The sequence below is a fragment of the Pseudomonas tolaasii NCPPB 2192 genome (genome assembly GCF_002813445.1).
Lineage (GTDB): Bacteria > Pseudomonadota > Gammaproteobacteria > Pseudomonadales > Pseudomonadaceae > Aquipseudomonas > Aquipseudomonas tolaasii.
On sequence record NZ_PHHD01000001.1, the window covers coordinates 748,136 to 761,973 of the forward strand.

At 61.5% G+C, this 13,838-nt stretch carries 12 protein-coding genes; 8 read left to right on the top strand and 4 right to left on the bottom strand.

From position 1 onward, the window contains the following. The first annotated feature begins 37 nt into the window (after positions 1 to 37). The 5 genes from ATI14_RS03440 to ATI14_RS03460 all read left to right on the top strand — a co-directional run bounded on the left by ATI14_RS03440 (position 38) and on the right by ATI14_RS03460 (position 5,184). The gene (locus ATI14_RS03440) at positions 38 to 748 is read left to right on the top strand and encodes an ABC transporter ATP-binding protein (RefSeq protein WP_016973964.1); all 711 of its coding nucleotides are present in this window, start codon (positions 38 to 40) and stop codon (positions 746 to 748) included. A gap of 1 nt (position 749) precedes the next feature. Then, complete coding sequence (locus tag ATI14_RS03445) at positions 750 to 2,015, top strand: ABC transporter permease (RefSeq protein ID WP_016973965.1); 1,266 nt, start codon at positions 750 to 752, stop codon at positions 2,013 to 2,015. 11 nt (positions 2,016 to 2,026) lie between these two features. Beyond that, complete coding sequence (locus ATI14_RS03450) at positions 2,027 to 2,548, top strand: DUF3299 domain-containing protein (RefSeq protein WP_016973966.1); 522 nt, start codon at positions 2,027 to 2,029, stop codon at positions 2,546 to 2,548. Between the two features lie 232 nt (positions 2,549 to 2,780). Then, entirely contained in the window at positions 2,781 to 3,479 is a 699-nt protein-coding gene (locus ATI14_RS03455; RefSeq protein WP_017253926.1) for an OmpW/AlkL family protein, read from the top strand. 229 nt (positions 3,480 to 3,708) lie between these two features. Continuing rightward, a complete protein-coding gene (locus ATI14_RS03460; protein ID WP_016973968.1) occupies positions 3,709 to 5,184 on the top strand; it encodes an aldehyde dehydrogenase family protein in 1,476 nt (491 codons plus the stop codon). 51 nt (positions 5,185 to 5,235) lie between these two features. Here ATI14_RS03460 and ATI14_RS03465 read toward each other — a convergent pair whose 3' ends face one another. Both ATI14_RS03465 and ATI14_RS03470 read right to left on the bottom strand, forming a co-directional pair. Next, positions 5,236 to 6,120 (bottom strand): sugar nucleotide-binding protein, encoded by an 885-nt coding sequence (locus tag ATI14_RS03465; RefSeq protein ID WP_016973969.1) that lies wholly within the window; start codon positions 6,118 to 6,120, stop codon positions 5,236 to 5,238. A 251-nt stretch (positions 6,121 to 6,371) separates the two neighbouring features. After that, entirely contained in the window at positions 6,372 to 8,480 is a 2,109-nt protein-coding gene (locus ATI14_RS03470) for a mechanosensitive ion channel family protein (RefSeq protein WP_016973970.1), read from the bottom strand. Between the two features lie 272 nt (positions 8,481 to 8,752). Between ATI14_RS03470 and ATI14_RS03475 the strand changes: the two genes are divergently transcribed. Genes ATI14_RS03475 through ATI14_RS03485 form a run of 3 tightly spaced genes read left to right on the top strand, consistent with a single transcriptional unit; the run spans position 8,753 to position 11,737 of the window. After that, positions 8,753 to 9,532, top strand: a complete 780-nt coding sequence (locus ATI14_RS03475; protein WP_016973971.1) for an endonuclease/exonuclease/phosphatase family protein — start codon at positions 8,753 to 8,755, stop codon at positions 9,530 to 9,532. Continuing rightward, positions 9,529 to 10,791, top strand: a complete 1,263-nt coding sequence (gene clsB, locus ATI14_RS03480; protein WP_016973972.1) for a cardiolipin synthase ClsB — start codon at positions 9,529 to 9,531, stop codon at positions 10,789 to 10,791. Before ATI14_RS03475 ends, clsB begins: the two co-directional genes overlap by 4 nt. After that, positions 10,781 to 11,737: a lysylphosphatidylglycerol synthase domain-containing protein gene (locus tag ATI14_RS03485; protein WP_017253930.1), complete on the top strand. Its 957-nt coding sequence runs from the start codon at positions 10,781 to 10,783 to the stop codon at positions 11,735 to 11,737. Before clsB ends, ATI14_RS03485 begins: the two co-directional genes overlap by 11 nt. Before the next feature lie 112 nt (positions 11,738 to 11,849). Here the strand turns inward: ATI14_RS03485 and ATI14_RS03490 are convergent, their stop codons facing one another. Together ATI14_RS03490 and ATI14_RS03495 are read right to left on the bottom strand one after the other, a co-directional pair. Next, the gene (locus ATI14_RS03490; protein ID WP_016969461.1) at positions 11,850 to 12,605 is read right to left on the bottom strand and encodes an alpha/beta hydrolase family protein; all 756 of its coding nucleotides are present in this window, start codon (positions 12,603 to 12,605) and stop codon (positions 11,850 to 11,852) included. Beyond that, a complete protein-coding gene (locus ATI14_RS03495) occupies positions 12,595 to 13,704 on the bottom strand; it encodes a DUF3182 family protein (RefSeq protein WP_016969462.1) in 1,110 nt (369 codons plus the stop codon). Before ATI14_RS03495 ends, ATI14_RS03490 begins: the two co-directional genes overlap by 11 nt. Between the last annotated feature and the right edge of the window lie 134 nt (positions 13,705 to 13,838).

A 13,838-nucleotide genomic window follows, 5' to 3' on the forward strand; every position in this document is an offset into this window, starting at 1 on the left:
AGGGGTTGGCGCCCGTTTCTGAGACCGATGATTTCCCATGACCCAAGCATTAATCGAACTGCACGACCTGGGCTTCAACTGGCCCGGTCACCCACCGTTGCTGGACATCCCGGCCTTCCGCCTGGAAGCAGGGGAAACCCTGTTCCTCAAAGGCCCGAGCGGCAGTGGCAAAACCACCCTGCTCGGCCTGCTTGGCGGCGTGCAGAAACCCGGCCGGGGCAGCATTCGCCTGCTTGGTCAGGAGCTGACCGAACTCGGCGCCGGCGCCCGCGACCGTTTTCGTGTGGACCACACCGGCTACATCTTCCAGCAGTTCAACCTGTTGCCATTTCTGTCGGTGCGCGAAAACGTCGAGCTGCCCTGCCATTTTTCCAAACTGCGCGCTCAGCGGGCGAAGCAGCGTCATGGCAGCGTCGATCAAGCCGCCGCCACGTTGCTCGCGCATTTGGGTTTGAAGGACAAGGACTTGCTGGACCGCCGCGCCGACTCACTGTCCATCGGCCAGCAACAACGGGTGGCCGCCGCCCGTGCGTTGATCGGCCAGCCGGAACTGGTGATCGCCGACGAGCCGACGTCCGCCCTCGACTACGACGCCCGTGAAGCCTTCATCCGCCTGCTGTTCGCCGAGTGCCGCGAGGCCGGCGCCAGCCTGTTGTTCGTCAGCCACGACCAGAGCCTCGCGTCGCTGTTCGACCGCCACCTGTCGCTGGCCGAACTCAATCGCGCCGCCACGCCCGCAGAGGTTTGAGATGTATCTGTTCCGTCTAGCCATGGCCAGCCTGGCTAACCGTCGCTTCACCGCGATCCTCACCGCCTTCGCCATCGCGCTGTCCGTCTGCTTGTTGCTCGCGGTGGAGCGTGTGCGCGTTGAAGCGCGCAACAGTTTCGCCAGCACCATCAGCGGCACCGACCTGATCGTCGGCGCGCGCTCGGGCTCGGTGAACCTGCTGCTGTACTCGGTGTTCCGCATCGGCAACGCCACCAACAACATTCGCTGGGACAGCTTCGAACACTTCGCCGCCAGCCCGCAGGTGAAATGGGCGATCCCGATTTCCCTCGGCGACTCCCACCGCGGCTACCGCGTGATGGGCACCAACGAATCCTACTTCGAGCATTACCAGTACGGCCGCAAGCAAAACCTCGAACTGGCCAGCGGCCGCGCCTTCGCCACCGACCCGTTTGAAGTGGTGCTCGGCGCCGAAGTCGCCGACGCATTGCATTACAAGCTCGGCGACAAACTGGTGTTGGCCCATGGCGTGGCGGTGGTCAGCCTGGTCAAGCACGATGACAAACCCTTCACCGTGGTCGGCATTCTCAAGCGCACCGGTACGCCGGTGGACCGCACGCTGCACATCAGCCTCGGCGGTATGGAAGCCATCCATATCGACTGGCACAACGGCGTGCCCGCCCAGGGCAAAGGCCGTATCAGCGCCGATCAGGCACGCAACATGGACCTGACGCCGCAGGCGATCACCGCGTTCATGCTCGGCCTGAACAACAAGATTTCCACCTTCGCGTTGCAGCGTGAAATCAACGATTTCCGCGGCGAGCCGATGCTGGCGATCCTGCCCGGCGTAGCGTTGCAAGAGCTGTGGAGCATGATGGGCACCGCCGAAAAAGCGCTGTTCGTGATCTCGCTGTTTGTGGTGCTGACCGGTTTGATCGGCATGCTCACGGCGATCCTCACCAGCCTCAACGAGCGTCGCCGCGAGATGGCGATTCTGCGCTCGGTGGGCGCACGGCCGTGGCACATCGCGACGCTGCTGATCTTCGAAGCCTTCGCTCTGGCGCTGTCCGGCGTGGTGGCGGGTGTCGGTTTGCTGTACGTGTGCATCGCCGCCTCGCGCGGGTATTTGCAGGCCAATTACGGCCTGGATCTGCCGATGTCGTGGCCCAGCGAATATGAATGGACGCTGCTCGCCGGTATCCTCGCCGCAGCGCTGTTGATGGGCGCCGTGCCCGCGTGGCGCGCCTATCGCCAATCCCTGGCCGACGGCCTGTCCATACGTTTATGAGGAAGGCTTCGATGCGTCGTGCGCTGTTTGCGTTATTGCTGTTGGTGGCTGTGCCCGCGTGGGCGGATGAGCAGCCCCAGGACCTGTCGTGGCAGGAGATGATTCCACCGGACGCGCCGCCGGAAATTCCCAACATGAAACCGCTGCACGACCTGTCAAACATGGCCGATGCGCTGTCGGTCGAAGCGGCGCCAGCGGCCAAGCAGGAACTGCCGAACGCCCCGGTGGTGCAAAGCCTCGACGGTAAACACATCCGTTTGCCGGGCTATATCGTGCCGCTGGAAGTCAGCGAAGAAGGCCGCACCACCGAGTTCTTGCTGGTGCCGTATTTCGGCGCGTGCATCCACGTACCGCCGCCGCCGTCGAACCAGATCGTGCATGTGAAAAGCGAAGTCGGCGTGAAGCTCGATGAGCTGTACCAACCCTACTGGATCGAAGGCGCGATGCAGGTCAAACCGTCGACCAGCGAGCTGGCCGACGCGGGCTACCAGATGGATGCCGAGAAGATTTACGTGTACGAGTTGCAGGAATAAGCCCTACTCAAGAACACTGAAATCCCATGTGGGAGCGGGCTTGCCCGCGAAAGCGGTCTGTCAGCAAAAAATAAGTTGGATGGCACAACGCCTTCGCGGGCAAGCCCGCTCCCACAGTTTTTGATCTGTGTTGCAACAGGCAGAACACCCTTTCATTGAGCTGAGTCAAAGGATCGAATGGAACGATCTTTACCATTGGACGTACAACTTTTAACGTCCTTTTGGAGCTCCCATGAACAAGTCTCTGCTCGGCGCGTCCCTCTTCGCGCTCGCCCTCGCCGCCCCCGCCGTACAGGCTCACGAAGCCGGCGACATTCTGATTCGCGCCGGTGCAATCACCGTGAATCCGAAGGCCGACAGCAGCAGCGTCAAGGTTGACCAGGGCCCGTTGGCCGGCGCCAACCTGGGCGGCAAGGCGACCATGAGCAGCGACACGCAATTGGGTCTGAACTTCGCCTACATGATCACCGATCACGTCGGCATCGAACTGCTCGCGGCCACGCCGTTCGAGCATGATGTGAAGATCAAGAACACCGCCCTCGGCGCCGCCAACGGCAAGCTCGGCACCCTGAAACACCTGCCGCCGACCTTGAGCGTCGTGTATTACCCGCTGGACAACAAGTCCGCCTTCCAGCCTTACGTCGGCGCCGGCATCAACTACACCTGGATCTACGACGAACACGTCGGCAGCCGTGCCGAGCAAGCCGGTTTCAGTAACTTCAAGGCGGAAAACTCCTGGGGCTGGGCCGCGCAGATCGGCGCCGACTACATGATCAACGACAAGTGGATGATCAACGCCCAGGCGCGCTATATCGACATCAGCACCAAAGCCACCGTGGACAACAATGCGCTGGGCCAGGGCACGCGCGCCAAAGTGAATGTGGACGTTGACCCGATGGTTTACATGGTGGGTATCGGTTACAAGTTCTAGGTTTTATTTCATCAGCGTTCAACTCAAGGCCCTGTTTTTACAGGGCCTTTTTTATGCGCCCGTGGGCAATTGGCTATCGCTGCAACGCCTTATTAATTTTTTGTTTATGGAATGAATCTTCGGATGCGGGTGTTCCTTCTAAGCGGGTTATGTCAGCGCTCCCTGGCCGATCTCGAATACCTGTTAACCACCAGTCGATTTCAAACAAAAAAGGAACGAGGCTCTCAGCATGAATACGCCGTCTACCGATTTTTCAGGTCCACAGCACGATCGTGATGCGTTGTTGAAACAGGCCAATCTGGACGGTGGCTTCTTCAACTTCATCAATGGGCAGCGAACCTCACTCAGCCACTCACTGGACGTGGTGAACCCCGCGACAGGTGAAGTGATTGCAGCCGTTCCGGACGCTGACGAAGCGGCGTTGAACGATGCCGTGGCTGCCGCCCGCCACGCCTTCCCAGCCTGGGCGGCGACGCCCCTTGCCGAGCGTCGCGCGCTGCTGATCGAGTTCATCGCGCGCATAAAAGCCCACGAGCCGGAACTGACTGCGCTGCTCACCGCCGAACACGGCCGCCCGCTGGCCACCTCGACGTGGGAGCTGACTGCGCTGACGGATGCATTCGGCCCGACGCTGGTGAACCTCGAACTGCCTGCCGAATCGGCTGACTCGCCGTTCATGGGCCGCGTGAGCCGCCACTACACGCCGCTGGGTGTGGTGTGCGCGATTTGCCCGTGGAACGTGCCCGCGCTGCTGGCGATGATGAAAATCCTCGCCGCGCTGGTCACCGGCAATACCGTGGTGCTCAAGCCCTCGCCGTATGCGCCGCTGACCGTCCTGCGCCTGGCCGAATATGCCCTCGATTTGCTGCCGCCCGGCGTGCTCAACGTGATTACCGGTGGCGATGCCCTGGGGCCGTTGATGACCTCGCACCCGGGGTTCGACAAAGTCAGCTTTACCGGGTCGAGCTACACCGGCAAGCGTGTGATGAACTCGGTCGCGGGCACGCTCAAGCGCCTGACCCTGGAGTTGGGGGGCAACGACCCCGCCATCGTGCTGCCGGACGCCGACCCGCAAAAAATTGCCGAGTCATTGTTCTGGAGCATGTTCATGCTCAACGGGCACGCGTGTATCTGCCTGAAACGCCTTTATGTGCACGAATCCATTTATGCCGAAGTGACCCAGGCCTTGGTGGCTTACGCCGCTCATATCAAGACCGGGGACGGCTTTGCGCCCGACTCGGCACTTGGGCCGATCCAAAACAAAATGCAGTTCGAAAAAATTCGTGCGACCTGGGCGCAAATCCAGGCAAGCGGCACCCGAGTGCTTTACCAGGGTGAAGCCCCCGATGCCGGTTATTTCTTCCCGGTGACCTTGCTGGACAACCCGTCGGACGACGCGCCGTTTGTGCGGGACGAAGTGTTCGGCCCGATTCGCGCCATCATGAAATACAGCGACCTGGACGACGTCATCGCCCGCGCCAACAACACCCGCTATGGTTTGGGCGCCTCGGTGTGGGGCAACGACAGCGAGCAACTGGCCCAGGTGGCCGGCCGCTTGAACGCGGGCACAGTGTGGATCAACCAGCATGCGAGCCTGTCCGCCGATGTGCCGTTTGGCGGGCACAGGGAGTCGGGTTTCGGGGTTGAGTTTGGGGTCGAAGGGTTGATGTCGTACTGCAACCTGAAGATCGTTGCCGCCCGGTAAATGCAAAAGGCCCTGGCGAGAGGATTCAGTCTCCCTCTCGCCGGGTTCCCATCAGGTATGCCGGTAGTAGCGGTCCAGCAATGCCGGCAACCCGGCCCGCCACGCCCGTGGCTTGATGCCGAAGGTATGGAGGATTTTCTTGCAGGCCAGCACCGCGTGCTGCGGCTCGTCCGCCGCATCCGGCCGGGCAGCGTGGGCCTGGGCGGTAGGGGATTCGATGGCCAGCGGGTGGTAATTGCGCGCTTCGGTAAGAATCGCCTGACCCAGTGCCAGCGGAGTGGTCGCCTCATGCCCGGCGTAGTGATAAGTGCCCCACAGCGGCGCGGCGCAATCGAGTTGCTTGAGCACCGAAATGATCACCCGCGCGGCGTCGTCTATCGGCGTGGGGTTGCCACGACGGTCGTCCGCCATCAGCAACTCATCCGGCTTTTCGGCCCGGGCCAGGAAGCGCCCCAGAGAACCCTCAATACTGTCATCCAGCAGCCAGCCAAAGCGCAGCAACACATGTTGCGGGCACGTGGCGCGCACGCTTTGCTCGATGCGCCACAACGCCTGGCCACGCAGGCCCAACGGCACCGGCTCGTCTTTTTCGCTGTAGGCAGTGGCACGCGAGCCATCGAATACGCGGTAGCTGGACGGCTGGACCAAGGTGATGTTGTGGTGCTGGCACAGCTCGGCCAGACGCTCGATGGCGAACTCCTGGGCGGCCAGACGGGTTTCGCTGACAGCTTCGGCCTGGAACCAGTCGAAATAGTAGGCGAGGTTGATCAACGCATCGGGACGGGTGTCGTCGAGCAATTGGGTGAGGCTTGCGGCATCCCAGCCGTATTGGGGCGGTTTGGGTGCGAGGAAGCCGATGTCTTCCTCTGCACCGAGGCGAATCAGCGCCTGCCCGAGGGCATTCCCGCCGCCCAGTAACATAAGGCGCATTCGCATAGATTAAGCAGGCCCGGTCTGTTGGAACGATGGTTATCTAGGTATTTGTAAGAATCGTTGCATTTTGCGGGTTTGTCGCGCAACCGTCACGGATAAAGTGTGGGGTTGCAACTTGTTGTATCCGGCGGGGTAGCGATGGTGATATTTAGGGCCTCATCGCAGGCAAGCCAGCTCCCACAGTTGAACCGGTTTACACCCTCAAATGTGGGAGCCGGGCCTGCCCGCGATGGGGCCCGCCCGGCCATTCCCAATTACTGAGTGCGCGGCTGCTCGGTCAGCACCACCGACGCTGGCACAGCTTCATCCGCCTCATCCACCTGTGGCGTACGCTTGGGCAGCAAAACCTGCTGTGGATAAGTCTGCGCAAAATGCACCTCGTCACAGTTATCCACAAGCTTTTTCAAACGCTGGTTAAACGCGCGGCTGACGGCGTATTGCCCGCCAGAGACCGTGCGGAACTGCGCCGTGAGCACCACGCCGTTGAGGTCCATCTTGTCGACACCGAACACCTCCAGCGGCCCTTGCAGGTTGTACTTGAGGAACACATCGTCACGGATCGACTGCCCCGCGTCGCGAATCAGCTCCACAGCCTTGTCCACGTCGGTGTCGTAGGTGAACTGCACCGAGAAGAACGCATAGGCAAATTGACGCGACTGGTTGGTGACCGCCTTGATCTGCCCGAACGGCACCGAGTGCACGAACCCCTTGCCATCACGCAGGCGCAGGGTGCGGATGGTCAGGCCTTCCACCGTGCCGGCGTGGCCGGAGTCGAGCACCACCCAGTCGCCGATGGACAGGGTGTCTTCGATGATGATGAACAGGCCGGTGATCACGTCCTGCACCAGTTGCTGCGAGCCGAAACCAATGGCCAGGCCGACCACACCGGCACCCGCCAGCAACGGCGCCACGTTGATGCCGAGGTTGGCCATGGTGGTGATCGCGCAAATGACCACCAGGATGATTTTCACCGCGTTACGCAGCAACGGCAGGATGGTCTTCACCCGCGTGCTGGGCTGGCGGCTGGAGCGTTTGTTGACCGGCGGTTTCAACGCCTCCTGAATCGCCGTGTCGAGCACCACCCAGAACAACCATGTCATCAGCAGGATCAGGCCGATGCTGCTCAGGGAATCACTGATCGCGCGGCCCACCGAGTTGCGCTGGGCGAATTCGAACAGCGAGACGCCCCAGATGCGCCCGAGAATCTCGATAAACGCGATGGCCATGGCAATGCGCAAAATCGCGTGCAGCAAACTCAGGAAACGCTCTTTGTAGGCACTGCTGCGCTGGATCGCCACCTGGCTGCGGGACTTGAACAGGTGTTGCAACACCGTGCTGAGAAACACCGTGCCGATCAACAAAATGGTGGTGAACAGCGCGCAACGCAGAGCCTTCTGGTTATCGTCGCCAGCACCGATCAGGTTGATCGCCGAGACCAGCACCATCAACAGAATCGGCCAGTACCACAACCCGGAAAACACCCGCAGCGATTGCTGCAACGCCGGATGTTTGAGGCGCTGGGCCAGCGGGCGATTGCGGATCAAATGCGCCACCGGACGGCGCAAACGCACAACCAGCACACCGAAGATCACCGCCGCGAACAAGCCCGTGAACACCGCGATGCTGCTGGTGATATTGCCGCCCAATTGGCGGGCGATTTGCGGGCTGGTCAGGGCGTCACTGAGGGCGGCAAGGAAACCGATGAGGAACAGCGGCTTGGGGCAATAGCTGCGAATAATCTGCACGGCCGGGCGCTTGTGGCCGACGTTGAACATGACAATCACGCACAACAGCATTGAGGTGGAAAAAATACCGCTGCTGGTGGCGTAGGCAAAACACAGCGCCAGCGCACGCCCCACCGATGTGGGCAGGAAATGGCTGACATACAGCGTCAGCGGCAGACAGATCAGTGCAGGAATCGTGTAAGGCACTACATAACCGAGTACCCCTTGCAGGCGCCCGCGCTGCTCGACAAACCGCCGCCGGCTCAGGCGCTGTACAAAAAAGCGCCCGAGCAAGGTCATTACGGCAAAGGCGCCGATCCATACCCCCGAGAGCAACAGGAAGTCGCCGGCCACGCTCCACGGCGAGCGCTCGGCGGTCTGGTCTACGAGCCGCCCGACCTCATCCGCCGCACGATCTGCACGCAGGCGCCAGGCGTCGATCAGGTTTTGATTGAGGTCGAGTTTGTCCTGTACATCATCAATGCTGGAGCTGATGGCGCCGAGCAGGCCGCCCTCCACCAGCAACTCGGGTTTGGCCGCAGGCTCGGCCGTGGCGGCCGGCGCAGTCGCGGCGTGCAGTGCGCCGTTGCCGAACAACAGCAGCGCGCCTAGCAGTAAGACAGTCTTGAGATTGAGCAAAACGCCGGGCTCCTTCAGCAGGGTCTGTAAGGAACTGACGGGTTTTCACCCCGATCGTTCCCCCTGACTGTGTGGGAATGTTCTGTGGGAGCGGGCTTGCCCGCGATAGCGCAGGTTCAGCCAATCATTGGCTGACTGACATTCAGCCATCGCGGGCAAGCCCGCTCCCACAGAGGCTGATGCGCCGCTGGTAGGAAGGGGGAAACTTTCAGCCAAAAATCGCAGTCAGCCATAAACGGGGGCCTGGCCCCCACTCTTTTTCAGGAGCAACCATGGCTGCGATTCCCGACTGGGTGCCCATCACCCCCAGCGTCGCCATCACTCGCTTCACGGTGCTGACGGTCAACATCCACAAGGGCTTCACCGCCCTGAACCGGCGTTTCATCCTGCCCGAGCTGCGCGAAGCAGTGCGCAGTGTGGGCGCCGACATGGTGTTTCTGCAGGAAATCCACGGCACCCACGAGCGCCACCCCCAGCGCTACAGCGAATGGCCGGACATGCCGCAGTACGAATTCCTCGCCGACAGCATCTGGCCGCAGTACGCCTATGGGCGCAACGCGGTCTACCCCCATGGCGACCACGGCAACGCGCTGCTGTCGAAATTCCAGATTGTGCGCTACGACAACCTCGATATTTCCCAGAGTGGCCACGAGAACCGCGGCCTGCTGCACTGCGTACTGCGCCTGCCCGGCTCCGGCCAGGAAGTGCACGCCATCTGCATTCACCTGGGCCTGCGCGAGGTGCACCGCCAACAACAATTGCGCTTGTTGGAGCAGCGCATCGGCGAGATTCCCGCCGACGCGCCCCTGGTAGTGGCCGGCGACTTCAATGACTGGCGCCAGCGCGCCGACCTGAGCAAAAGCGGCCTGCGCGAAGTCTTCATCGAAGCCCATGGCAAGCTGCCGCGCACCTTTCCCGCGCGCCTGCCGTTGCTGGCGCTGGACCGCATTTATGTGCGCAACGTGAAAATCCACAACCCCAGGGCGCTGACCACCCGGCCCTGGTCCCATTTGTCCGACCATGTGCCGCTCTCGGTGGAGATCGAACTATGAACGTTGCGGTGGAGCACATCGCCACAGACCAGCCACCGGACGAAGCCAAGGCCCGTGACCTGGATTACGGCTGGCAACCGGGTAACAGCGTTGAACTGCTGGAAAATGGCGAAGCTTACTTTCCCAAAGTGTTTGCGGCGATGCGCGAGGCCCGGCGCGAGATCCTGCTGGAGACCTTCATTCTGTTTGAAGACAAGGTCGGCCATGAGCTGCAACGCATCTTGATCGAGGCCGCGCAGCGCGGTGTCAAGGTAGTCGCCAGCCTCGACGGTTTTGGCTGCGGCGAGCTGAGCCCGACGTTTCTCGGCGAACTGGCGCAAGCCGGGGTGACGGTGCAGATGTTCGACCCGGCCTCGAAAACCCTGGGCTTTCGCACCAACTGGTTTCGCCGCCTGCACCGCAAGATTGTGGTGGTGGACGCCGAAGTGGCGTTTATTGGCGGGATCAATTTTTCTGCGGACCACCTGGGCGATTTCGGCCCTGAAGCCAAGCAGGATTACGCCGTGCAAGTTGTCGGCCCGGCGGTGGCGGATTTGCACCACTTCGCGCTGGCCCAAAGCGGCCGCCAGGTGCGCACGCGACGCGGGTGGCGACGGCGTCAGCAGCGGCCATCGCCATGGTCGACCGATACCGGAGATGGCCTGGTGCGCCTGATCTACCGCGACAACCTGCAACACCGTGACGACATCGAAGAGGCCTATATCTACGCCTTGAGCAAAGCGCAAAAGCGCGTGGTGATCGCCAACGCCTATTTTTTCCCCGGCTACCGCCTGTTGCGCGAGATCCGCAACGCGGCACGCCGTGGTGTGCAGGTGCAATTAATCATGCAAGGCCAGCCCGACGTGCTGTTGGCCAAGCTGGCGGCGCGCATGCTTTACGACTACTTGCTCAAGGACGGCGTGGTGATTCACGAATACTGCCAGCGCCCATTGCACGGCAAAGTGGCGCTGGTGGATGACGAATGGAGCACCGTGGGGTCGAGTAACCTGGACCCGTTGAGCCTGTCGCTGAACCTGGAAGCCAATGTGTTGATTCGCGACCGCGCGTTCAATCACACGCTTTACGAACGCCTGCAACTACTCGCCAAAAATCACTGCCAGACCATGCCGGAAAATCGCAAACCGCGCTTGTGGCTGTGGCGCCTGACTGTGGGTTTCCTTGTATTTCACGTGATGCGCCACTTCCCGGCGTTGACCGGCTGGCTGCCCGCGCACAAGCCTCGTCTCAAACCCTTTGAGCACCCGGCCAATGAGCACTGAAACCGGCGGCTCGCGCTTCAAACGCTTGAAGAAGCCTCTGACGATTGCCTTCTTCCTGCTGCTGATCGTGCTCTTCACCCTGCTCGCCCGACGCATTGACTGGAGCGAAGTGTTCCAGACGCTGGGTGATTTCAAGCTGCGCACCTTACTGATCGCCGCAGGGCTGACGCTGTGCAGTTTTCTCGTCTACGCCAGCTTCGATTTGATCGGCCGCACCTACATTCGCCAGCCTCTGGGCTGGAGGCAAATCCTGCCAGTCGGCGTGATCAGCTATGCGTTCAACCTCAATTTGAGCGCGTGGGTGGGCGGGATTGCCATGCGCTATCGACTGTATTCGCGACTCGGGGTCAGCACCGGCAATATCGCCAAGATTCTGGGCCTGAGCCTGGCCACCAACTGGTTTGGCTACATGGCGCTGGCGGGGGTGGTATTCAGCAGCGGCTTGGTGACCATGCCGCCGGGGTGGAAAGTCAGCAGCACGGCGTTGCAAGGGATCGGCGCACTACTGGTGCTGGCGAGCCTGGGGTACCTGGCCGCCTGCCGGTTTTCAAAGAAGCGCGCATGGTCGATCAAGGGCATTGAGATCAACCTGCCGTCGCTGCGCATGGCCTGTTTGCAACTGGCGCTGGGCGCGCTGAACTGGTCGCTGATGGCAGCGGTGATTTTCACTCTTTTGCCGGCCAAGCTCGACTATCCGCTGGTGCTGGGCGTGTTGCTGATCAGCGCGATTGCGGGGGTGGTCACCCATATTCCCGCGGGCCTCGGGGTGTTGGAGGCGGTGTTTATCGCGCTGCTGCAACATGAAGCATCGCGGGGCAGTTTGCTGGCGGGGTTGATTGCGTATCGGGCGATTTATTTTATTTCGCCGTTGCTGATTACGCTGGTGATGTACCTGGGGGTTGAAGCGAAGGCCAAGGCGTTGCGGGTCAAGAAGACACCGGCTTGATCAGGTGTTGGAAGGTCTGGCGCCATCGCGGGCAAGCCCGCTCCCACATTTTGGAATGCATTCAACCTGTGGGAGCGGGCTTGCCCGCGATAGCGATGTAAAGCTCAGCGCTTTATTGAGACTGGATGATGCTCAACCGCTCACCCACCACCATCTCGGTAATCCAGTCCACCAATATCGACGTGTAGGCCTGCTGCGACACCGGGTCGCTCAGCGAATGATCGGCGCCGTCGATAATGCGGTGCGTCAACGAATGGGTCTGTTGGCACGCCGCGCGGTAACTCATGATGGTGGCATGGGGCACGTGGTCGTCAGTTTCCGACTCCACGATCAACACATCGCCGGTGAATTGCGCACAGGCGTGCAACGCGCGGTTGGTTTCGGCGTGCACCAGGGTGCTGCGATAATCCATCAAGTCGGCCTTGTCCAGATCGCGCTTGGGCTTGAGCCATTCCTGATCGCGGTACAGCGCCGGCACGCGCAGCGCCAGCCAGCGCACCGGGCGCAATGAGGTGAGAATCGCCGCCAGATAGCCGCCGTAACTGGTGCCCACCACGGCCACGGCTGAAGTGTCGATGGCCGGGTGCGAGAGCAACCGGTCGTAAGCGGCCAGCAGGTCGCGCAGGTTGTCTTCACGGGTCACGCGGCTCAGCGGAATTCCGGTACCGGCGTGGCCGCGCAAGTCGAAGGTCAGGCACACGCAACCCAACCCGGCGATGCCTTTGGCGCGCTCCAAGTCGCGCTCCTGGCTACCGCCCCAGCCATGTACAAACAACACGCCGGGCACTTTGGATTTGGGGCTCAGGAAGGTGGCGCTCATCTGTTCGTCGTCGATGTCGATCGCAATGCTTTCGCTTCTAGCAGTCATAAGATTTAACCGTCACATACTTGAGAAGAAAGTCGCTGTTTTCCGCCGGGCCGCGGTACACCTCAATGGCATCCGCCGGCAGCGGTTGCTCCACGTAGGTTTCCACCGAAGACACGCGAATCGCGCGCAAGCCCGGGTGGTTGATGAAGCTTTGCAGCGCCGCGACCTCCGCGCTGCTGGCCCCGCCCATGCGCCAGGACTGTTCGAGCACGCCGCTGCGGCGCTGGCCGTCGCTGTCCAGGCCCTGGGCGATGTCGTAGTTGCGCCGTGAAGCGTAGAAACCGGGGTAGGCCTCATCGGCGGCCCTGTCGAAAACCTGGGCTTGTTCGATGGCTTGGCGAACGTCATCGGCAAGGTCGAGTTTCAACAGGTCTTCGTAATAACCGGGCACCACCAGCAAGTTGGAACCGCCGTAAACCTCCTCGCCCTGCCCGTCTTTCGTCAGGTATTGCTCGCCGCAGTAGCTCAACACGTGATCGCCGATAAAGCTCTGGCCCACGCTGTGAGTGATGACGTCGTGAAGGTCCTGCTCCAGCACCACGCCGTCGTTGAACAGCTGCGCGGCGTCCGGGCGCGCCAGCAGCGCTTCAAATTCGTCGAGGCTGTGGATAACGTGCTGGCCACGCCCGGCGCAGGCGTGCACGGGTTTCAGCCGAATCGGCCCGCTGTACAAAAGGCGCGTGGCGGCGGGAAGCGCGTCTTCCAGCGCAAACACGCTGAGGCCGTCGAGCACCACGTGGCGCACGCGCTCGCTGAACAGCGGCGACCAGCCTTCAGGCGTTTTGGCCTCGGGGCTGAGCACGCCATGGCTGATGGCCTTGGTGCAGATGAAATCATGCTCGACAAAACCGCCCCACAAATCTTCGGGCCCCTTGATGTTGAGCGCGCGGGCCTGGTGCAGTCCCACCAGCGTTTGAGTGGGCAACAGATACAGGTCTCGCTCGGCATGCAATGCCGGGTCGTAACTGCCGCCAAACTTGAGCCCGAGTATCTGCGCCAGCCAGCGCGCCAGAGCGCGGTTGGTGTCGATCTCGTGCTGCGGCGCGCCCTCTCTTGTCGAATGGGCCACCACCTGTTTCTTGCGTTGAGTCGGGGTCATGCGTCCCCCTTGGCAATCCAGCCATGTGTGTGCAAGGAAGGTTGCAGGGATCAGGCCAAGGCACTCACAGGAAAGACGGGTTTTAAATCAATCGTTTGCAGAAAAAACGATGGCATTTCGCCTGCTTTATTCTG

Coding starts and splice junctions, on each gene's coding strand:
- ATI14_RS03440 (WP_016973964.1), top strand. CDS start 38: ATGACCCAAGCATTAATCGAACTGCACGACCTGGGCTTCAACTGGCCC.
- ATI14_RS03445 (WP_016973965.1), top strand. CDS start 750: ATGTATCTGTTCCGTCTAGCCATGGCCAGCCTGGCTAACCGTCGCTTC.
- ATI14_RS03450 (WP_016973966.1), top strand. CDS start 2,027: ATGCGTCGTGCGCTGTTTGCGTTATTGCTGTTGGTGGCTGTGCCCGCG.
- ATI14_RS03455 (WP_017253926.1), top strand. CDS start 2,781: ATGAACAAGTCTCTGCTCGGCGCGTCCCTCTTCGCGCTCGCCCTCGCC.
- ATI14_RS03460 (WP_016973968.1), top strand. CDS start 3,709: ATGAATACGCCGTCTACCGATTTTTCAGGTCCACAGCACGATCGTGAT.
- ATI14_RS03465 (WP_016973969.1), bottom strand. CDS start 6,120: ATGCGAATGCGCCTTATGTTACTGGGCGGCGGGAATGCCCTCGGGCAG.
- ATI14_RS03475 (WP_016973971.1), top strand. CDS start 8,753: ATGGCTGCGATTCCCGACTGGGTGCCCATCACCCCCAGCGTCGCCATC.
- clsB (WP_016973972.1), top strand. CDS start 9,529: ATGAACGTTGCGGTGGAGCACATCGCCACAGACCAGCCACCGGACGAA.
- ATI14_RS03485 (WP_017253930.1), top strand. CDS start 10,781: ATGAGCACTGAAACCGGCGGCTCGCGCTTCAAACGCTTGAAGAAGCCT.
- ATI14_RS03490 (WP_016969461.1), bottom strand. CDS start 12,605: ATGACTGCTAGAAGCGAAAGCATTGCGATCGACATCGACGACGAACAG.
- ATI14_RS03495 (WP_016969462.1), bottom strand. CDS start 13,704: ATGACCCCGACTCAACGCAAGAAACAGGTGGTGGCCCATTCGACAAGA.